Below are 19990 nucleotides of genomic sequence, written 5' to 3'. Positions count from 1 at the left end.
GCCCCCAGATACGAATATCAATCAACAGGAGATCATGGATGACCTTGGCTAAGAAGATCGTGCTTTTGATGATGGCGGCGGGAATGCTGCTTGCCGTTTTCCTCGAAAGCGTCCCGGCGCAATCCGAAGAGATGAAACACGACATGGGCGCGATGGGCGCGCAAGGTCCTTCGACCGACGGCTACAAGGCGGCGATGGACAAGATGCACACCGACATGATGATCGAATATTCCGGCAATGCCGATGTCGATTTCGTGCGCGGCATGATCCCGCATCATCGGGGCGCGATCGACATGGCCAAGGTGGAACTCGCCAATGGCAAGGATCCCGAAATCCGCAAGCTGGCCGAAGATGTCATCGCCGCGCAGGAAGCCGAGATCGCCAAGATGCAGGCCTGGCTCGCCGCCCATCCGGCGAAGTAAGGCAGCAACGGCCATGCCGGAGAGATTCATTCTGGATTTCTCTCCGTGCTTGTGATGCCATTCGCATCGATTACACGGCGCCAGGAGCCCACATGCCATCGACGATAAGAGCCACCACACTGCCTTCGGGCGAGGCCGTCCAGGTGCTGGGACAGGGCACATGGAAGATGGGCGAGGATTCCCGCCGCCGCGCCGGCGAGGTCAATGCCCTGAAGCTCGGGCTGGACCTCGGCATCACGTTGATCGACACCGCTGAAATGTATGCCAGCGGCGGCGCCGAGGAGGTGGTAGCGGAAGCCATTGCCGGGCGCCGCGACGAACTCTTTCTTGTCTCCAAGGTATTGCCGTCCAATGCCTCGCGCGCCGGCGTGGCGCGGGCCTGCGAAAACAGCTTGAAGCGCCTGCGCACCGACCGCATCGATCTCTATCTCCTGCACTGGCCGGGCAGTGTGCCTCTATCTGAAACCGTCGAGGCTTTCGAGGCGCTGAAGGAGGCCGGCAAGATACGCCACTGGGGTGTCAGCAATTTCGACACCGACGAAATGGAGGAGCTGACCGGCCTGTCGTCTGGCAATCATGTCCAGACCAACCAGGTGCTCTACAATCTGTCGCGGCGCGGCCCCGAATTCGATCTCGCACCGTGGAGCCGGCAGCGCGGCATCCCGCTGATGGCCTATTCGCCGGTCGAGCAGGGCGCGCTGGCGCGCAATTCCAGGCTGGAAACCATCGCCGCCCGCCACAACGCCACGGCAGCACAGATCGCGCTTGCCTGGGTGATGGCGCAGCCCGGTGTCATCGCCATCCCGAAGGCGAGCAGCCAGGAGCATGTCCGCCAGAATGTTGCCGCGCTCGACATCGAGCTGACGGCCGAAGACCTCGCCGAACTCGACCGCGCCTTTCCACCGCCGACGCGCAAGCGCGGGCTGGAGATGATCTAGATTGGAACGGGTTTCGACCGGGTATCATCATACGGCGTATAGAGTCGGAGCCATGACGGTCACGTCGCTGCGCGACGGTTACGTCGACATGCCAATCAGGCGGCTGCGCCAGCCCGGAGACCGGACATTCGGTGACAACCTGCCCTCGCATGTACCGCTCGTCGACGGTGCGCTCAGGCTGTCGGTCAACGCCTTCGCCATCGATGACGGCGACGACATCACGCTGATCGACACAGGGGCTTCGAACGCCTGGCACCCGACAATGGGGCACCTGCCCGAGGCGCTGCGCGAGGCGAAGATCGCCACCGACCGGATTCGGACTGTTGCTTTCACCCACACCCATCTCGACCATATACACGGGCTCATCCTTGCCGATGGTGACGACGGCTTCCCGCAGCTCTCTCGCCTGCTTGTCCCGCGCGCTGAGCTCGGCATGTTTCGCGACGTGGCGAGGCTGGAACGCTTCCACGATCGCGCCCAGCCTCTCGATGCTGGACAGCGCGTCAGCGCTGACATCGATACGATCGGCTCCGCTGGCCATGAAGCCGGCCACACTTGCTTTCGCGTTGTGAGCGCAGGCGAAACACTGTTGATCTGGGGCGACATCGTACATGTGCCGTCGCTTCAATTCGATCGACCCGAGATCACGTGGGAATTCGACGCAGACCAGCAGCAGGCGAGGGCAAGCCGGTTGCAAATGCTGGCGCTTGCGGCCAACAACGACTGCTACGTTGCCGGCGCGCATCTTGATTCGCCCGGCGTCGGCCGGGTTTTTCGAACCGAGACGGCTTTCCGCTTCGAGCCCTTGTAGCACTCTAGCCGAGCGCCGCCCGCGCCCGTCGCAACGCGCGGGAAAACACTGCCGTGTCGTCGAAGGCGCGTGCCAGCGTGAGCGCGCCCTGGATGGCGCCGACCGCTTCTTCGGCGAGTTCGTCCGCCCTGTCAGCGCTGTGCCCGCTTCGGGTCAGCGCTTCGGCAAGATGCGCCACCCAGCGGCCGAAGTAGCTTCTGATCGCGATGGCGAAGAGGTCGCGGGATTCGTCCAGCGCGAAGGCGCCGATCAGGCACACCTGGCGGCCCGACCGGAAATAGCTCTCGGTCGCTTCGAACATCCGGTCGATGCCCGTACGAGGGTCGGCCCTGTCCTGCAACGGCACGAAGACATTCTCCTCGAACCAGCCATCTATATGGGCAATGACAGCCGCCGCCATCTCTTCCTTGCCGCCGGGGAAGAAGTGGTAAAGGCTGCCTTTGCCTAGGCCGGTCGCCGCACCGATCCGCGCCAGGCTCGCCCCTTCATAGCCGTGTTCGCGGAAAACCTCGCCGATGATGGAGAGCAAATCGGCGCGATCGGGCGCGATCCTGCGCATGCGCTAGTTTTTCCGCTTGAGCATGATCTTTGCCGAAAACCGCGACACAGCTCTAGGGATCATATTCTAAAGTCCGAGTTCGGACAGGCCGGGATGGTCGTCCGGCCGGCGGCCGAGCGGCCAGTGATATTTGCGCTCACCCTCGGCGATCGGCAGGTCGTTGATGCTGGCGACGCGCCTACGCATCAGTCCATCCGCGTCGAATTCCCAATTCTCGTTGCCGTAGGAGCGGAACCAGTGGCCGCTGTCGTCGCGCCATTCATAGGCAAAGCGCACCGCGATGCGGTTGTCGTTCCAGGTCCAGACCTCCTTGATCAGCCGGTAGTCCAGCTCGCGCGCCCATTTGCGCGTGAGGAAGGAGACGATCTCATTTCTGCCCGAGACGAACTCGGCGCGGTTGCGCCAGGTGCTGTCTTGCGTATAGGCGAGCGAAACCCGTTCGGGATCGCGGCTGTTCCAGGCGTCTTCGGCCATGCGCGCCTTCTGCGCGGCGGTCTCGGCGGTGAAGGGCGGCAGCGGCGGACGGCTCATGTCATTCTCCCATCGGCAAAGGCGATGGCGAGCATTGTACCAATCGGTACAATTGGTCAAGGCCGAAATCGGGCTAGGTTTTCCCCGCCAGCCCCTTCAGCCGGTAGAGCGCTTCCAGCGCCTCGCGCGGCGTCATCTCGTCTGGATTGATCTCACCCAGCGCTGCGCCCAATGCGTCGCTCTTCGCAGGCTTTGCCGCTTCCCGCTTCATTGCCACCGAAAACAGCGGCAGATCGTCGACCAGTCGGTTGGCCTTGCCGGAGACATCGCCTTCCTCGAGCTGATGCAGCACCTCTTTGGCGCGGCCGACCACCGCTTCCGGCAGACCGGCAAGTCGAGCGACCTGAACGCCATAGGAGCGATCGGCGGCACCCTTGCCGACCTCGTGCAGGAAGACGACGTCGCCTTCCCATTCCTTGACCCGCATGGTGACGTTGGAAAGGCGCGGCAGTTTGCCGGACAGCGCCGTCATCTCGTGGAAATGGGTGGCAAAGATCGCCCGGCAGCGGTTCTTCTCGTGCAGGTACTCGACCGCCGCCCAGGCGATCGACAGGCCATCGAAAGTGGCGGTGCCGCGGCCGATTTCGTCGAGGATCACCAGCGCCCGCTCACCGGCCTGGTTGAGGATCGCCGCCGTCTCGACCATCTCGACCATAAAGGTGGAGCGGCCACGCGCCAGATCGTCCGAGGCGCCGACGCGCGAGAACAACCGGTCGACGACGCCGATATGGGCCGATGTCGCCGGCACGAAGGAACCGGTTTGGGCGAGGATGGCGATCAGTGCGTTTTGCCGCAGGAAGGTCGACTTACCGCCCATATTCGGACCGGTGAGCAGCCAGATCGCGCCGGCCTTGGCCCCGTCTTGCGGCGACAGATCGCAATCATTGGCGACGAACGGCCCTTCGCCCGAACGCCGCAGCGCCTGTTCCACCACAGGATGGCGCCCGCCCGAAATGTCGAAGGCAAGGCTGGAATCGACCAGCGGCCGGCACCAGGCTTCGCTCTCCGACAACAGCGCGAGCGCCGCCGACACGTCGAGCACGGCGAGCGCATCGGCGCCGGCGCGGATCTTCTGCGCCTCGCCGACCGCCTCAGCCGTCAGCGTATCGAAAGCGGCAAGCTCGATGCTCAGCGCCCGGTCGGCGGCATTGGCGATCTTGGTCTCGAGTTCGGCAAGTTCGGTCGTGGTGAAACGCATGGCATTGGCCATGGTCTGGCGGTGGATGAAGCGCGCCTTGGCGCCGTCGCTTCCGGTCATGATTGAATGGTGGTTGGCCGTCACCTCGATGTAATAGCCCAGCACATTGTTGTGCCGGATTTTCAGCGAGCGGATGCCGGTCTCCTCGATCAGCGAGCGCTCCAGTCCGGCGATCACCTTGCGCGATTCGTCGCGCAGCGCCCGCATTTCGTCGAGTTCGGCATGGTAGCCGCCGCGCACGAAGCCGCCGTCGCGCCTCAGCAGCGGCAGTTCCTCGCCAAGAGCCTGGGTCAGATGCTCGGCCAGCGCGCGCGGCAGCGCCTTTATCGCGGCAAGTGCCGCGGTCAGCTCAGCGGGCAGGACGGTCGTTCCGAACAGTTCGGCAATGGTGGCCGCCGCTTCGAAGCCGGCACGCAGCGCGCCGAGGTCGCGCGGGCCGCCGCGGTTGAGCGCCAACCGCGACAGCGCTCGCGGCATGTCGGCGACGCTCTTCAGGCTTGACCGCACCGCCTGGCAGAGCCGCGTCTCGGCGCGGAAGAACGATACCGAATCAAGCCGGGCGGCAATCGCCGCCGGATCGGTCAGCGGCGCCATCAGCCGGTCGGCGAGCAGCCTGGCGCCGCCGCCGGTGACCGTGCGGTCTATAGCCTTGAACAGCGAGCCGTCGCGGCTGCCCGACAGCGTGCGCAACAGTTCCAGATTGCCGCGTGTCGCAGGATCGATGAACAGCGTCGAGCCCTGCTCCTCGCGTTCGGGACGCGACAAAGGCGGCCGCTCGGCCTTCTGCGTCTTTTCGACGTAGGCGATGGCGCCCGAGATCGCCGACAATTCGGCGCGCGAGAAGGCACCGAAACTGTCAGGCGTCGCCACTTCGAAGAAGCGCGCGATCCGCCCCGCTGCCGAAGCCGAATCGAAAAGCGACGGCGGCTGCGGGCTGGCGACGCGGCCGATGACGTCGAACACCGGCTTCAGCTCGGGATCGTAAAACACCGGCTCGGCGACGATCAGCTCGCGCGGGTCGACGCGGAAGACATCGGCCAGCAGGCGGTCGGCCGTGGTTTCGGCGACGCGGAAGACGCCGGTCGAGATCTCGATCCAGGCCATGGCGAAGGCGTCACCGCTGTTGCCGCCCTTCACCCGCCCTAGCGCCATCAGGAAGCTCGATTCCGACGGCGCCAGCAATTTATCCTCGGTGATGGTGCCGGGCGTCACCAGCCGCACGACGTCGCGGCGCACCACCGATTTGCCGCCGCGCTTCCTGGCTTCCGCCGGGTCCTCGATCTGCTCGCAGACGGCAACGCGAAAACCTTGGCCGATCAGCTTTTGCAGATATTCGTCGGCCGCATGCACCGGCACGCCGCACATCGGAATGTCGTTACCCTGGTGCTTGCCGCGCTTGGTCAGGACGATGCCCAGCGCCTTGCTCGCCTTTTCGGCGTCGTCGAAGAACAGCTCGTAGAAATCGCCCATGCGGTAGAACAGCAGAGAATCCGGGTTCGCCGCCTTGATCTCGATATATTGCTCCATCATCGGCGTGACGCTGCCGACGGGCGCAGGCGGTGTCACCTCGGGGGCGTCGGTTTCTGCTGAAGTGTGCATGTTCATGCCCGCACGCTAGCAGATGTGGGTGCGGGGTTTAATGCCGGCGGCCCGAAAAGCAGGGGACGACCGGCCTCGACGGCGGCTTGTGCTCCCTCTACGCCGGGTGAAGCCGTTGGTTGCTTCGGGCGCCAACCAGACCCTATGATCGCCATGGCGGGGATAAGCGGCATGGATCAGGACAAACAGGAGGCGTTCGAAGAGCTGGTCGGTCCGGCTGGATCGGCGCTTGAGCGCCTGCTGCTGTTGGCGGCGCGGCGCGTCCACCGCACCAAAAGCAAGCTTAGGGGGACAGTGCGCAAGCGCGTCCCCTTCCTCCTGCCGACACGGGGACCGCTGTCCGATCTCGATAGCGGCATCGAGATGTCGCTGCATGTGCTCAGCCGCGACCCGCTGGTGCTCTATGTCCCGATTGGCGGAGCCCGTCCGCTCTATCCGCTGGCGGCCCTTGGCCGGCGCCTGGCGGGACGGCGCGTCACCTTCCTGACGATGCAGACCTGGACCATGGAGCGGCCGGCTGTCATCGCCCGGATGGGCCGCGATCTCGCCTGGTATGCCGGCCGGTTTCCGCTGCACGAAATCATCTTCCTGTGCAACACCGAGGAAGAGCGCCGTCTCGTCGCGGCTGCGGGCGGCAATGCCATCTTCTCCAACCACAATCTGATGGTGTCGGAGGATATATTCCGGCCGCTGCCGGACGTGCCGGTCGAATTCGACGCGGTCTACAATGGCCGCATCTCGCCGATCAAACGCCATCACCTGGCCTTCGACATAGAGCGGCTGGCCCACATCACCTATTCGATCGGCGAATTGCCGCCGGTTGCCGCCCGCGCCTTTGTTCGGCGACTGCAGGCGCGTTCGCCGCTCCACCAGATCGCCAATCCGCTCGTCGACGGCTGGCCGGGCAAGCTGACGGCGCAACAGGTCAACCGCGTCTACAACCAGGCCGCCGTCGGGCTGTGCCTGTCGGCCGTGGAAGGAGCGATGTACTCCTCGATGGAATATCTGATGGCCGGCCTGCCGATCGTCAGTACGCCGAGCCTTGGCGGTCGCGACGTCTATTTCGATCCGGATTATTGCATCGTCGCCGATCCGGAACCGGCTGCCATTCGCCGCGCCGTCGAGACGCTGCGAGATCGTGCCATACCGCGTCAGCACATCCGCCGCCGCACGCTGGAGAAGGTTCACGCCCAGCGCATCGAACTCATGGCGTTCCTGACTGCATTGCTGCGGCGCAAGGGAAGCCGTGCGCCACCCATCGAGACGTGGCCTTTCCCCGGCACAGACGGCATGATGCGACGGGGAACGGTGCGCGAAATCGCTGCCTTCGTCAGCGAGCCAGAGCCGACGTGACGCCGTTCGACTTCGGGAGATTTCGCTGCGGGCGTGAAGATTGCTTGGCGGTTTACAGCGGTGGCGTGTAGCCTTGATTCAGAAGTTTCAAAAACACACACCCGTCTCAAGGGTGCGGCACCGGCGAGGAAATCAAAAGCATCATGGCCAAGAAAACCGAAAACAGCGGCCCCTCCGTCAGCGCCGAGGAGGCGCTGGAATTCCACGCCATGGGCCGCCCCGGCAAGCTGGAGATCGTCGCCACCAAGCCGATGGCGACGCAGCGCGATCTGAGCCTCGCCTATTCGCCGGGTGTCGCGGTTCCTGTGCTGGCCATCGCCGAAGACCCCAGCCGCGCCTTCGACTACACGACGCGCGGCAACATGGTCGCCGTCATCTCCAACGGCACCGCCATTCTCGGCCTCGGCAATCTCGGCGCGTTGGCCTCCAAGCCGGTGATGGAAGGCAAGGCGGTGCTGTTCAAGCGCTTCGCCGATGTCGATTCCATCGATCTCGAGGTCGACACCGAGGATGCCGACGAATTCATCAATTGCGTGCGCTTTCTCGGCCCGTCCTTCGGCGGCATCAACCTGGAAGACATCAAGGCGCCGGAATGCTTCATCATCGAGCAGCGCCTGCGTGAATTGATGGACATCCCGGTCTTCCATGACGACCAGCACGGCACCGCCATCATCTCGGCCGCCGGGCTGATCAACGCGCTGGAGATCACCGGCCGCGACATGAAGACCACGAAAATGGTCTGCAACGGCGCCGGCGCCGCCGGCATCGCCTGCATCGAACTGATGAAGGCGATGGGCTTTGCCCCCGAGAACATAATCCTGTGCGACACCAAGGGCGTCGTCTACCAGGGCCGCACCGAAGGCATGAACCAGTGGAAGTCGGCGCATGCGGTCAAGACCGACACGCGCAGCCTGGCCGAGGCGCTGGACGGCGCCGACGTCTTCCTCGGCCTGTCGGCCAAGGGCGCATTGACCACCAAGATGGTGCAGTCGATGGCCAAGAACCCGATCATCTTCGCCATGGCCAATCCCGACCCGGAGATCACGCCGGAGGAAGTGGCCGAAATCCGCACCGACGCCATCATGGCCACCGGGCGTTCCGACTACCCCAACCAGGTCAACAATGTGCTGGGCTTCCCCTACATCTTCCGCGGTGCGCTGGATGTCAGGGCCACCACCATCAATGACGACATGAAGATCGCCGCAGCGAGAGCGCTGGCCGACCTGGCGCGCAAGGACGTGCCCGACGATGTCGCCGCCGCCTATCAGGGCAACCGGCCGAAATTCGGCCCGAACTACATCATCCCGGTGCCGTTCGATCCGCGCCTGATCTCGGCCATCCCGCTCGCTGTGGCCAAGGCGGCGATGGAGTCAGGCGTCGCCCGCAAGCCGATCCTCGACCTCGACCGCTACGCGCAGGAACTGTCGGCCCGCCGCGACCCGATCGCCTCGACCTTGCAGCGCATCTACGACCGCGTCCGCCGCCAGCCCAAGCGCATCGTCTTTGCCGAGGGCGAGGAAGAACAGGTGATGCGCGCCGCCGTCTCCTATGTGAACCAGAAGCTCGGCACCGCGATCCTGCTCGGCCGCGACGATGTCATCAAGGAAAACGCCAGGCACGCCGGCATCGACCTCAACAAGCAAGGCATCGAGATCATCAATGCCAGGCTGTCGCGCCGCAACGGCATCTATACCGATTATCTCTACGAGCGCATGCAGCGCAAAGGCTTCCTGTTCCGCGACTGCCAGCGGCTGATCAACAACGACCGCAACCATTTCGCCGCCTGCATGGTGGCGCTGGGCGATGCCGACGGCATCGTCACCGGCGTCACCCGCAACTATTCCACGGCGCTTGACGATATCCGCCGCGTCATCGACGCCAAGCCCGGACACCGCGTCATCGGCGTCTCCATCGTGCTCGCGCGGGGCAAAACAGTCCTCGTCGCCGATACCGCCGTGCACGACATGCCCAATGCCGAGCAGATCGCCGACATCGCCGAAGAGGCGGCGGGATTTGCCCGCCGCATGGGCTACGAGCCGAGGCTCGCCATGCTTGCCTATTCGACCTTCGGCCACCCGCAGGGCGAACGCTCCGAGCGGGTGCAGGAAGCGGTGCGTATCCTGGACAAGCGCCGCGTCGATTTCGAATATGACGGCGAGATGGCCGCCGACGTTGCGTTGAACGCCCGCGCCATGGCGCAGTATCCGTTCATCCGGCTGACCGGCCCGGCCAACGTGCTGATCATGCCGGCGTTCCACTCGGCCTCGATCTCGACCAAGATGCTGCAGGAACTCGGCGGCTCCACCGTCATCGGCCCGCTGCTGGTCGGCCTCAACAAGCCGGTCCAGATCGTCTCGCTGAACGCCAAGGACTCAGACATCGTCAACATGGCTGCGATCGCGGCCTATAGCGCGGGAGCCTGATTGGCGGCAAAATCGCCAACCCATAAGAGATTGATAATATTCGGCTGCTATAGGGAACGTTCTCGCCCCCTATGGCCTTATGGCATTGGCGGCGCGCTCAGACCGCCAAAACGGGGGTGCGGCCATGAAGCATGACACGGCATCTGTGGTCGGCCAGGGGGTCTATCACGACGAGCGCCTGGATGCGCTGCTGAGCATCACCGGCCGCATGGACGGTTATCTCTACCGTTGCCGCAACGATGCGTCCTACACCATGCTCTACATCAGCGACGGCATTTTCACCGTCAGCGGTTATCGGCCGAGCGACTTCATTCAAAATGCCGTGCGCGACTATGTCTCGGCCATCCACCCGGATGATCTCGCTGCCGTCTATGCCGCCGTCGATACCGCGCTCGAGGCGCGCTGCAACTGGAACGTCGACTACCGCATCGTGCCGCAGGTCGGCCAGCCGCTCTGGGTCCGCGAGATCGGCGGCGGCGTCTGGGACGAGGCCGGCGAACTGGAATTCCTGGAAGGTTTCGTCGTCGACATCAGCGACCGCAAGGTCGTCGAGGATCTCAACGCCGAGCTGCTGCTCGAACTCAAGGCCGCCAATGAGGAACTCTCCGTACAAAAGCGCGAGATCGAGCTGGCCAAGCAGCACAGCGACCACTCGGCCAACCACGATGCATTGACCGGCCTGCCCAACCGGCGCGCCTTTCACAACGAGCTGAGGTCGGTGATCGACCGCTGCGACAGCACCGGCCAGGCGGCCGGCCTGCTGTTCATCGACCTCGATAGGTTCAAGAAGGTCAACGACACGCTCGGCCACGAGGCCGGCGACGCGCTGCTGCATGAGGTGGCGGGTCAGCTTCGCACCGTCCTGCGCAGCGCTGATTTCGTGGCGCGGCTCGGTGGAGACGAGTTCGCATTCCTGTTTTCAGGAGAGGCTAGCCGGGCCCGACAGAAGGCCGTGGGCGTCGCCGAACGTATCCTGGAAAAGCTGCGGATCAAGGTGCCGACGCCGAATGGTGCCATCCATGTTGGTTGCACCGTTGGCGTCGCCATCTACCCGGCGGAAGCGTCCGATTCGGAGGCGCTGATAACGCTCGCCGACCGACTGATGTACATCGGCAAAAAGAGCGGCCGCAACCGGCTGGTCACCGCCGGGGCTTTGGAACCCGGGCCTACGTCCGACGACCTTCGCCGCACCGCCTGAGCGGAGCGCCGGACAGCCTGATCCGGCGGGAACCCCTCATCTGGCTCGGCGCTGCGCGCCGAAAGACGGCCCTACAGCAACCCCGCCAATTGGGCCGCGCTGCGCAGGTTTTGCCGCGGCCGTGGCCCGAGCTGCTGGATCACCAGCCCGGCGGCCAGCGAGCCGAGATCGCCGCAATCCTTCAGGCTGCGCCCCGAGGTGTAGCCGTAGAGGAAACCGGCGGCATAGAGGTCGCCGGCGCCGGTGGTGTCGACCAGTTCGCGGATCGTCGTCGCCTGAATGGTGACGGTCTCGTCGCCGCGCACGATCACCGAGCCTTTTTCGGAGCGGGTGACGGCGGCAATCTTGCAGTCTTTGCGGATAGCCGCCAGCGCCTCGTCGAAGGATTTTGTCTGGTAGAGCGACTTGATCTCGTGGCTGTTGGCAAAGACGATGTCGACAGTGCCCGAGCGCATCAGCTCGAGGAACTCGTCCCGGTAGCGGTCGACGCAGAACGAATCCGACAACGTCATCGACACTTCGCGCCCGGCCTCGTGTGCGAGCTTCGCCGTCTGCCGGATCGCCTCCTTGGCGCGCGGCGGATCCCACAGATAGCCCTCGAAATAGGTAACCTTGGCGCCGGATGCCTTGTCGGCCTCGACGTCTTCCGGGCCGAGTTCGACGCAGGCGCCGAGATAGGTGTTCATCGAACGCTCGCCATCGGGGGTGACGAATATCATCGAGCGCGCCGTCGGCGGCTGTCCCTCAAGCGGCCTGGTGTCGAAGGCAACGCCCTGGGCATGGATGTCATGGGCGTAGATTTCGCCGAGCGGATCGTTCGACACCTTGCCGAAGAAGGCGGCGCGGCCGCCGAAGCTGGCGACGCCCGCCGCCGTGTTGCCGGCGCTGCCGCCCGAGGCCTCGATCGCCGGCCCCATGCGGCTGTAGAGCAGCTCGGCGCGCTTGGTGTCGATGAGGTTCATCGCACCCTTGATGATGCCGTTGGTCTCGAGAAAAGCGTCGTCGCACTGGGCGATGATGTCGACAATGGCATTGCCGATGCAAAGCACGTCAAAATCCGGCATCAATGTCTCCGCCTCGGAACCTGCCGGCTTTCTGCCGCGCCCGGGCGGGTCTACAGCATCACCCCGAAAAATGGCAACCGATTTCCATCCTTTGCCGGCCCAAGCCGGCGCGCGCGCCTGGGACGAGGCTCCATCACAGTTCGACCGTGGCCGAAGCATCTGACCGCCGGGTCGCCTACAAGCTTGGCCTCAAATCAAGCGCTGGAAGCACCCGCATGCAAGCAAAGACCGACATGACCACCGAACTGGCGCTGCTTGGCGTGCTGGCCGCCCTGTGGGGCGCGTCCTATACCTTCATCAAGATCGGTGTCGAGACGATCCCGCCGATATCCTTCATCGCTGCCCGCACCTTGATTGCCGGCGCCATCCTGCTCGCGCTGATCCGCTGGCGCGGCCTCGCCATGCCCAAGGACAGCGCGACCTTGTGGCGGTTCATGGTCCAGGCCTGCCTCAACAGCGTCGTGCCGTTCACGCTGATCGCCGCCGCCGAGCGCTCCATCGACGCCGGTCTGGCCACCATTCTCAACGCGACCTCGCCGATCTTCACCTTCCTGCTGACCGCGCTCATCACGCGCCACGAAACCGTAACCGCACGCAAGCTGTTCGGTGTCGGTGCAGGCATCGCCGGTATTTGCCTGATCGTCGGCACCCAGGCGCTTGGCGGGCTCGGCCATCAATTGTGGGCGCAGCTTGCCGTCATTGCCGCCACGGTCTGCTATGCCGGCGCCGCCATTTTCGGCCGCGGCTTTAGGGGACTCGACCCGATGCTGCCGGCCGCCGGCTCGATGCTGTGCGGCGCGGTCATCCTCGTCCCCTTGAGCCTGGCCTTCGACCGCCCGTGGACCCTGTCGCCTTCAATGGCGTCGATACTGGCCTTGTTGGCATTGTCGGTGTTCTCCACGGCGCTGGCCTTCTGCATCTTTTTCCGCCTCATCCACACGCTTGGTTCGGTCGGCACGACGTCGCAGGCCTATCTGCGCGTGCCGATCGGCGTCGGCATCGGCGTCGTGTTCCTCGGCGAGAGCCTTGGGCCGACAGCTTTCTGGGGCATGGGCTGCGTCGTCGCCGGCGTTGCGGCAATGACCATCCCAGCCCGCTCCCGGGCGCTGGCGCGCTAGATCGTGATGAGATTTGGTTGAAATCTCATCATGATCTAACCCTTTGTTGGAGCATGATCTTTTCCAAAAACCGGTACCCACTTTTTGGGATCATGCTCTAGTTCCCGTCCGGAATTGCGCCCGCTCCAGCAGGCTTGCGGCTGACAGGGTCTCAGCCTATGTCGGAGATATCCGTTCGTTCCTGGGGGTGAAACGCCGTGATCTTCAACGCTGCCCGCGCCGCCTTCAGCCGGCTGTTTTCTCCCGAATTCCGCGCGGTTTTCCTGAAGACGCTGGGCTTGACCGTGCTGGCGCTGGTCGCGTTGTGGTTCGTCTTGACCGGGCTTGTCGATTGGCTGGCGCTGCCATGGGTTCACTCCTTGCTGCCCGGCCTGCCGTCCTGGGCCGGATGGCTGAGCGGCATCATCGCTGCCATCGCGCTTGCCTTCGGGATGGCGCTGCTGATCGCGCCGGTGACGGCAATCGTGGCCGGCCTGTTTCTCGACGACATCGCCGAAGTGGTCGAGCGCACCGACTATCCGGCCGATCCCGTCGGACGCGCCATGCCGGCGCTGCGCTCGCTCGTGTTGTCGGTGAAATTCTTCGGCGTCGTCATCCTGGGCAACATCGTCGCCTTGCTCCTTCTGTTGGTTCCAGGCGTCAACATCGCCGCCTTCTTCATCGTCAACGGCTATCTGCTCGGACGTGAATTCTTCGAATTCGCCGCCATGCGCTTCCGCCCGGAAGATGAGGCGAGGGCGTTGCGCCGGAAATATGCCGGCACCGTCTTTCTGGCCGGGCTGCTCATCGCTGCCTTCCTCGCCGTGCCCCTGCTCAACCTGCTGACGCCGCTCTTTGCCGCCGCCATGATGGTGCATCTGCACAAGGCGGTCGGCGCGCGGGAGAGCGCCGGGCGATAGGCCTATCAACGCAGAAGAAAACCGCGTCCCAATTCGTCATCCGGCTCGACGGTGAATTCCGCCCGGCCCGAATAGTAGGCGCGGCCGCCGACGCGGGCGATGATCGCATCATGCGGGCCGGCCATGGTCGTGCGCGCCACCGCTCCGGAAAAGCGCGAGCCGGCGATGCTTTCGAAGGACCGCTCCTGACCAGGGTTGATCTCACCCTTGGCATGCATTGCCGCCAGCCGCGCGGTGACGCCGGAGCCGGTCGGCGAGCGGTCGACCTCGGCATCGGCAAAGACGCAGATGTTTTTTGTTGCCTCGCTGGAGAATGCATCGTGTCCATCGGTGAGGATGGTGCCGTAGAGGAAAGCGAGATCGGCATGGTCAGGATGCGATAGAGGGAACGCCGCCTTCAGCCGCTCGGTCAGCGCGGTTGCCGCGTCGACGAAATCGCGCACCCGGCTGCGGCCGAACTCCAGGCCGAATTGATGGCAGTCAGCCAGCGCGTAGAAGGCGCCGCCATAGGCGATGTCGAACGCAATCTTGCCGTGTCCCCCCAATTCGATTTTTTGGTCATGGGCAAACAGAAAGGCCGGCACGCTTTCGAACGACACCGATCCCGCTTTGCCGTCCTTGACCTCCACCGAAGCGACGACCAAGCCGCACGGAGCCTCGATGTTGACCGTGGTGATTGGCTCCTGTTTGGGCACCAGGCCTTCGTCAACCGCGTAGCGGCCTAGCGCAATGATGGCGTGGCCGCACATCGTCGAATAGCCCTCGTTGTGCATAAACAGCACGGCCAGCTCGGCGCCGGGCAGGTCGGGCTCCACCAGCAGCGCGCCATACATGTCGTAGTGACCACGCGGCTCGAAGATCAGCAGCTTGCGCAAATGGTCGAGGTGGTCGCGCACATAGGCGCGCTTTTCCAGGATCGTGCCTTTGGGAATGTCTGGATAGCCGCCGGTGACGATCCTGAGCGGCTCGCCGCCGGTGTGCATGTCGACGACGGTGAGCGTCATGCGCCGGGCCCCTTAGCCTGAGGATTTGGAAAACAGCGCCTGCAATTTGCCGAACGGCATGGCGGCGCGGGTGAAGCCGAACGTGCCGTCCTGCTGGATCTCGCGCGCCGCGGTTTCCAGCATGCCGAAGGCGAAATTGGTCAGCCACGGACCGAGCGAGATGCGCTTGACCCCGGCCATGGCAAGGTCGGCGATGGTGAAGGCCGGCAGTGCCATGACGTTGACTGGCCTGCTCACCGCCGAGCAGATGTTCCGGATGGTCTCGACATCTTTGAGGCCGGGCGCATAGAGCACATCGGCGCCGGCCTTTTCGAAGGCCTGCAGCCGCTTGATCGTGTCGTCGAGATCCGGTTTGCCCCAAAGGAAATTCTCGGCCCGCGCGGTGAAGACGAAATCATGCTTGAGCGCCCGTGCGGCTTCAGCAGCAGATGCAACGCGCTCGACGGCGTGTGAAAACTCATAGATCGGCTTGTCGGGATCGCCGGTATGGTCCTCGATCGAGCAGCCGGCGAGACCTGCCGCTTCGGCCGCAAAAACCGTCTCGGCGGCACTCGTCGCGCTGTTGCCCTTGCCTTTCTCGAGATCGGCCGACACCGGCAGGCTGGTCGCCGCCGTCAGCTCGCGGCAATGGTGGATCATCGCTTCGAACGTTACTGCGCCGTCGGGCAGGCCGCGCGAGAAGGCAAAACCGGCGCTGGTGGTCGCCAGCGCCTTGAAGCCGAAGGAGGCCAGGAGCTTGGTCGTGCCGACATCCCAGGGATTGGGCATGACGAAGGTCGAGGCGTGCAGGTCGCGAAAGATCTTGCCCTTGTCCATGAGTGCTCCCTTCAGATGCGGAAATGTCGGCAGATTTCTATCGTGCAGAAATGCACCGGGCAAACGAATGCGGTTGGCTCAGAAGCGTTTGGCGTTCTCTCCTGCCAGTTTGTCCAGCGCGTCGGAATCCTTGACGTAGTGCAACGTCTTTTTGTCCCAATGATAGGTAACGGAAATTGCGTGGGCTTCAGGCTTGGGGGGCTGGTCGTCGCAGCTCTCGCCGTTGAGCACCGTGGCGTCGGTCACCGTCACTTTGACCGCGGCATAAGGCTGTCCGTCAGTGATCGTCTGGAAAGCAACATCCTGCTTGCGGCTGTAGGCGCACAGGTTCTCATCGAAGGTGAAGATCATGTCGATCAGTTGGAATTTGTCGTCGCGCACCATGATCAGCGGCGTGATCGCGTAGTTTTGGCTTGAATTGAAATGCGCGCTCATGGTGATCACGATGTCGTCGTTCGGCCCAACGGAAAGCTTGCCCGGTTCACGGAAATAGGTGCCGCGGTCGAGCGCGACATTGACGGCGTCGAGCAGCTTCGGCTTGTCTGTGATGTCGTAGAGCGCCAGCACGGCATAGCCTTCGGCGCTGTCGGGAGAGTCGCCGAGGTCGTAGAGCATCGCCAGCCGGTCCTTGCCCCCGGCCTTGATGGCGAGCACGCCGGCGTTGGAGAGGCCCGATGTCTCAGGCGGCGAACCGCCGCCATCCGGTCCCTCGATGTGGCGCATCCCGATCGGCAATCCACCCCGGTAGAAACCGTTGCTGTCACCTGCGAGGCCGGGAATGACCATCCTTGCGAGGTCCAGATAGGTCACATCCATGTGGCCGGGGATGGCGCTGCCGAATTCCGGGAAGCTGACGGCTTGCGCGCCGGCTGCGGTCCAAAGCCACGGCAGCAGCACAAGCGCTAGAGCAATTTCAGGAAAAGTGTGTGCGGTTTTCCGGCCGGAAATTGCAACAAAACAAAAAGATAGAGCGGTTCGCCGTTTCCATGAAACGGTGAAACGCTTTAGGATGGAGCGAAGCAGGTTCGTTGGCATGGGCGCCTCAGGCTGGCCGCGCGGAACCTAACACAGCTTCAGTGGATCGGCACCAGCCCGGCAAGTTCGCGCATGTCGTCAAACAGGACGCCGCCGGCGCTGGCCAGGCCATCGCGGTCGGAATAGGGATCGCCATGATAGGAATAGACACGCATGCCCGCGGCAATGCCGGCCTGCGTGCCGGCAACGCTGTCCTCGATGACGATGCAGTCGGCCGGCGCAAAACCCATGGTCTTTGCCGCATGCAGGAACAGGTCCGGGAACGGCTTGCCGCGGCTGACCATGGTCGAAGAGAACATGGCATGCTCGAACAGCGGCAGCAGCCCGGTCTGGCCGAGCGTGATGTGCATCTTCGAGATACGCGCAGAAGTGGCGACGCAATAGGGAATGCCGGCCGCGCGAACCGCCTCGATGAAGTCGCGCACATAGGGGATCGCCTCGACGCCATGCGCAAACAGATCGGGCAGGCCGGCATTCCAGCGATCGACGAAATCGGCGCCGAGCCGCACCGTGGTCGTCTCTTCGATTTCCTTCTGCACCGCAGCCATGCTGCGGCCGGAAAAATATTTGCGGCAATATTCGAATGTGGTGGGATAACCGGCGGCAACAAACCACTCGGCAAGCCGCCGGTTGGCAAGGTTCTCGGTGTCGACCAGGATACCGTCGCAGTCGAAGATGACCAGTTTCGGTATGCTCATTCAGGCGGTGCCGGTCGATCCGAACCCGCCCGCGCCGCGCGTCGTGGCGCCGGCCAGCGAGCGCTCCTCAACCGTCACCTGCGTCACCGCGGCAAAGACGATCTGGGCAATGCGCATGCCGCGCGTCACCGCGAAATCCTCGTCGCCGAGGTTGACCAGCAGCACCTTAACCTCGCCGCGATAGTCGCTGTCGACCGTGCCTGGTGAATTGAGGACGGTCAGCCCATGCTTGAAGGCAAGGCCGGAGCGCGGCCGCACCTGGCCTTCCATTCCTTCGGGAATTTCCAGGATCAGACCGGTCGGCACCAAGGCGCGCTTGCCAGGCAGGATCAGCAGCGGCCGGTCTTCCGGCACCGCGGCGCGCAGATCCATGCCGGCGGCGCCGGTGCTTTCATAGGCGGGAAGAGGAAGTCCATCTCCATGCGGCAACCTGACGAAGCCGACAGTGGGACCAATGACGGAGGAATTTTGGAAGGCTGCGCGCATAAAATCGATCCTATCGGCGCGAACGGCGATTCGGTCAACTCGTCCGCAGGCCTATCAACGGCTTTCTTTCAGGCGTCAGTGTGACCTAGCGCAATTCCACCGGAACGACGGTCGTCTCCTTGATCTCCTCCATGACGAAGGAGGCCGAAACGTCCGACAGCGCCACCTTGGCGATCAGCCGCTGATAGAGCCGGTCATAGGCCTTCATGTCAGCAACGCGGGCGCGCAGCACGTAGTCGAGATCGCCGGACATGCGATAGACCCCGGTGATCTCGGGAAAACCGGTCACCGCCGCACGGAACTTCTGCAGCCAGTTCGGGTCATGATTGGAGGTGCGGATCAGGATGAACACCGAAAGTCCGAGCCCGAGCTTGTCGGCATCGACCAGCGCCACCCGTCCGGTGATGACGCCGTCCTCTTCCAGCCGCTTGACCCGGCGCCAGCAGGCGTTGCGCGACAGCGACACTTTTTCGGAGAGCTGATCGACCGACAGTGTGCCGTCGCGTTGCAGCTCGGCCAGCAATCTTCGGTCGATTTCATCGAATTCAAGCGCCATGTTGGGATGAATGTCCCGAACGACGGCGTTAGACAAGGACAAATTGAGACCGATGAACCTTTACCCCGTGGCAGGATACCCACATCGGGGCTTATCCCGGCAGGAGGGATCACCATGACGACGCTGTTTTCGAAGCTGTTCACCTCTCACCCGGCCAAGGTGGGCGAGACCTATTTCAGCCATATGGCCTTTGCCGCCTGGTTCTGCTCGCGCCTCCTGATGGCCGCTGGTGCGGCACTCGTTCACGCTTTCTTGCCGTTTCTCTTCGAAACTACGGCAAGCCGAATCGTTCGCGAACTCTATGAACGGACGCACAACAGAGGCTCGCACGCGGTCAAGGAGCCCCAGGCTCTCTTGGATCGCGCCTAGGATTGGTTAGAAGCGATGTGCCGATGGGCGGCCTATCTGGGTGACGCGGTCTTCCTCGAGGACGTCGTCACCGCGCCTTGCCACTCGCTCATCGCCCAGAGCCATTGCGCCCAGGAAGCCAAGTCGCCGACCAATGGCGACGGTTTCGGCCTTGCCTGGTATGGCGACCGGCCCGAGCCCGGCCTCTACCGCGACATCCTGCCGGCCTGGTCGGATCCCAATCTGAAAAGCCTGTGCCGGCAGATCAAATCCGGCCTGTTCCTCGCCCATGTCAGAGCGTCGACCGGCGGCGCCACCAGCCGCATGAACTGCCATCCCTTCATCTCCGGCAGCTGGTCGTTCATGCACAACGGCCAGATCGGCGGCTTCGAAAAGATCCGCCGCGCGCTGGAGAACTCGCTCTGCGACGCCGTCTTCGACCAGCGCGAGGGCACCACCGATTCCGAATTGTTTTTCCTGCTGATGATCGACGAGGGTCTTGCTGGCGACCCGCAAGGGGCAGTATCGCGCGCCACCGCTCGCGTCATCGAGGCATCGCGCCGCGCCGGTCTGGAGCCAGCCTTGAAACTGACCGCAGCGTTCTCGGATGGGCAGGCGCTCTATGCCGTGCGCTATGCCAGCGACGATCACGCGCCGACGTTGTACACGTCGGTGCGCAACGGCGGCCGTTGCATCGTTTCCGAACCCTTCGACCGCGAAGGCAGCGACTGGCAGGCCATTCCGCCGGCGAGCTTTGTCACGATCAGCGGCGATGGGATGGTTATTCGGCCGTTCGTGCCGGCAACTGCGAAGCTCGCGCTGGTGGGCTGATCGAAGGAAACAGGGTAGGCCGCATTCCTTCGCGCCCCCCTCAACCGAACCGGTCAGCGCAATTACGATCAAGCGTTCCCTGTCCTAGAAATGCTGAACTCAC

The 19990-nt window shown here is 63.8% G+C and carries 20 protein-coding genes; 10 read left to right on the top strand and 10 right to left on the bottom strand.

Annotated features, from left to right (window positions below; translation table 11 throughout):
* Positions 1-38: 38 nt before the first annotated feature.
* The 3 genes from copM to NKI35_RS04595 all read left to right on the top strand — a co-directional run bounded on the left by copM (position 39) and on the right by NKI35_RS04595 (position 2171).
* Complete coding sequence (gene copM, locus NKI35_RS04605; protein WP_023685134.1) at positions 39-422, top strand: CopM family metallochaperone; 384 nt, start codon at positions 39-41, stop codon at positions 420-422.
* A gap of 92 nt (positions 423-514) precedes the next feature.
* Positions 515-1360 (top strand): aldo/keto reductase, encoded by an 846-nt coding sequence (locus NKI35_RS04600; protein ID WP_023685133.1) that lies wholly within the window; start codon positions 515-517, stop codon positions 1358-1360.
* A gap of 52 nt (positions 1361-1412) precedes the next feature.
* Positions 1413-2171, top strand: coding sequence for an MBL fold metallo-hydrolase (locus NKI35_RS04595; RefSeq protein ID WP_245261098.1), 759 nt, complete (start codon positions 1413-1415; stop codon positions 2169-2171).
* A gap of 4 nt (positions 2172-2175) precedes the next feature.
* Here NKI35_RS04595 and NKI35_RS04590 read toward each other — a convergent pair whose 3' ends face one another.
* The 3 genes from NKI35_RS04590 to mutS all read right to left on the bottom strand — a co-directional run bounded on the left by NKI35_RS04590 (position 2176) and on the right by mutS (position 6064).
* Positions 2176-2730: a TetR/AcrR family transcriptional regulator gene (locus tag NKI35_RS04590; RefSeq protein ID WP_023703548.1), complete on the bottom strand. Its 555-nt coding sequence runs from the start codon at positions 2728-2730 to the stop codon at positions 2176-2178.
* 66 nt (positions 2731-2796) lie between these two features.
* Positions 2797-3261, bottom strand: a complete 465-nt coding sequence (locus NKI35_RS04585) for a nuclear transport factor 2 family protein (protein WP_023703547.1) — start codon at positions 3259-3261, stop codon at positions 2797-2799.
* Between the two features lie 73 nt (positions 3262-3334).
* Positions 3335-6064 carry a DNA mismatch repair protein MutS gene (gene mutS / locus NKI35_RS04580; RefSeq protein ID WP_023708202.1) on the bottom strand — a complete coding sequence of 910 codons (2730 nt, stop codon included), beginning with the start codon at positions 6062-6064 and terminating at the stop codon, positions 3335-3337.
* A 165-nt stretch (positions 6065-6229) separates the two neighbouring features.
* Between mutS and NKI35_RS04575 the strand changes: the two genes are divergently transcribed.
* From NKI35_RS04575 to NKI35_RS04565, 3 genes are all read left to right on the top strand, one after another.
* Entirely contained in the window at positions 6230-7411 is a 1182-nt protein-coding gene (locus tag NKI35_RS04575) for a glycosyltransferase family protein (RefSeq protein WP_032891613.1), read from the top strand.
* A gap of 143 nt (positions 7412-7554) precedes the next feature.
* On the top strand, positions 7555-9834 hold the full coding sequence (locus tag NKI35_RS04570) for an NADP-dependent malic enzyme (protein ID WP_023685127.1): 2280 nt from the start codon (positions 7555-7557) through the stop codon (positions 9832-9834).
* A 124-nt stretch (positions 9835-9958) separates the two neighbouring features.
* Positions 9959-11032 (top strand): GGDEF domain-containing protein, encoded by a 1074-nt coding sequence (locus tag NKI35_RS04565; RefSeq protein WP_352738786.1) that lies wholly within the window; start codon positions 9959-9961, stop codon positions 11030-11032.
* A gap of 71 nt (positions 11033-11103) precedes the next feature.
* Here the strand turns inward: NKI35_RS04565 and NKI35_RS04560 are convergent, their stop codons facing one another.
* Entirely contained in the window at positions 11104-12096 is a 993-nt protein-coding gene (locus tag NKI35_RS04560; protein WP_023692653.1) for an adenosine kinase, read from the bottom strand.
* A gap of 215 nt (positions 12097-12311) precedes the next feature.
* On the opposite strand from NKI35_RS04560, the gene NKI35_RS04555 reads away from it, so the two are divergent.
* Together NKI35_RS04555 and NKI35_RS04550 are read left to right on the top strand one after the other, a co-directional pair.
* A complete protein-coding gene (locus NKI35_RS04555; RefSeq protein WP_023746644.1) occupies positions 12312-13214 on the top strand; it encodes a DMT family transporter in 903 nt (300 codons plus the stop codon).
* A 197-nt stretch (positions 13215-13411) separates the two neighbouring features.
* A complete protein-coding gene (locus NKI35_RS04550) occupies positions 13412-14113 on the top strand; it encodes a sulfate transporter family protein (RefSeq protein WP_023746645.1) in 702 nt (233 codons plus the stop codon).
* 5 nt (positions 14114-14118) lie between these two features.
* On the opposite strand, the gene NKI35_RS04545 is transcribed toward NKI35_RS04550, so the two are convergent.
* The 6 genes from NKI35_RS04545 to NKI35_RS04520 form a co-directional block, all read right to left on the bottom strand.
* Positions 14119-15117 (bottom strand): proline racemase family protein, encoded by a 999-nt coding sequence (locus NKI35_RS04545; RefSeq protein WP_352738783.1) that lies wholly within the window; start codon positions 15115-15117, stop codon positions 14119-14121.
* Between the two features lie 12 nt (positions 15118-15129).
* Positions 15130-15933 (bottom strand): isocitrate lyase/PEP mutase family protein, encoded by an 804-nt coding sequence (locus tag NKI35_RS04540; RefSeq protein ID WP_352738782.1) that lies wholly within the window; start codon positions 15931-15933, stop codon positions 15130-15132.
* Between the two features lie 78 nt (positions 15934-16011).
* Positions 16012-16830 carry a hypothetical protein gene (locus tag NKI35_RS04535; protein ID WP_352738780.1) on the bottom strand — a complete coding sequence of 273 codons (819 nt, stop codon included), beginning with the start codon at positions 16828-16830 and terminating at the stop codon, positions 16012-16014.
* Positions 16831-17006: 176 nt separating this feature from the next.
* Positions 17007-17666, bottom strand: a complete 660-nt coding sequence (locus tag NKI35_RS04530) for an HAD family hydrolase (RefSeq protein ID WP_352515279.1) — start codon at positions 17664-17666, stop codon at positions 17007-17009.
* A complete protein-coding gene (dut, locus tag NKI35_RS04525) occupies positions 17667-18152 on the bottom strand; it encodes a dUTP diphosphatase (RefSeq protein ID WP_023698959.1) in 486 nt (161 codons plus the stop codon). It abuts the gene before it with no gap.
* An 85-nt stretch (positions 18153-18237) separates the two neighbouring features.
* Complete coding sequence (locus tag NKI35_RS04520; protein ID WP_023746649.1) at positions 18238-18708, bottom strand: Lrp/AsnC family transcriptional regulator; 471 nt, start codon at positions 18706-18708, stop codon at positions 18238-18240.
* A 114-nt stretch (positions 18709-18822) separates the two neighbouring features.
* Between NKI35_RS04520 and NKI35_RS04515 the strand changes: the two genes are divergently transcribed.
* Together NKI35_RS04515 and NKI35_RS04510 are read left to right on the top strand one after the other, a co-directional pair.
* Positions 18823-19077, top strand: coding sequence for a DUF6356 family protein (locus NKI35_RS04515; RefSeq protein WP_023685117.1), 255 nt, complete (start codon positions 18823-18825; stop codon positions 19075-19077).
* Positions 19078-19092: 15 nt separating this feature from the next.
* Positions 19093-19887: a class II glutamine amidotransferase gene (locus NKI35_RS04510; protein WP_352738778.1), complete on the top strand. Its 795-nt coding sequence runs from the start codon at positions 19093-19095 to the stop codon at positions 19885-19887.
* The last annotated feature ends 103 nt before the right edge of the window (positions 19888-19990 follow it).

Source organism: Mesorhizobium sp. M0676, assembly GCF_040320535.1.
Taxonomy (GTDB): domain Bacteria; phylum Pseudomonadota; class Alphaproteobacteria; order Rhizobiales; family Rhizobiaceae; genus Mesorhizobium.
Note: the sequence above shows the minus strand (reverse complement) of the source record. Positions and strands in the feature narration are given on the sequence as shown.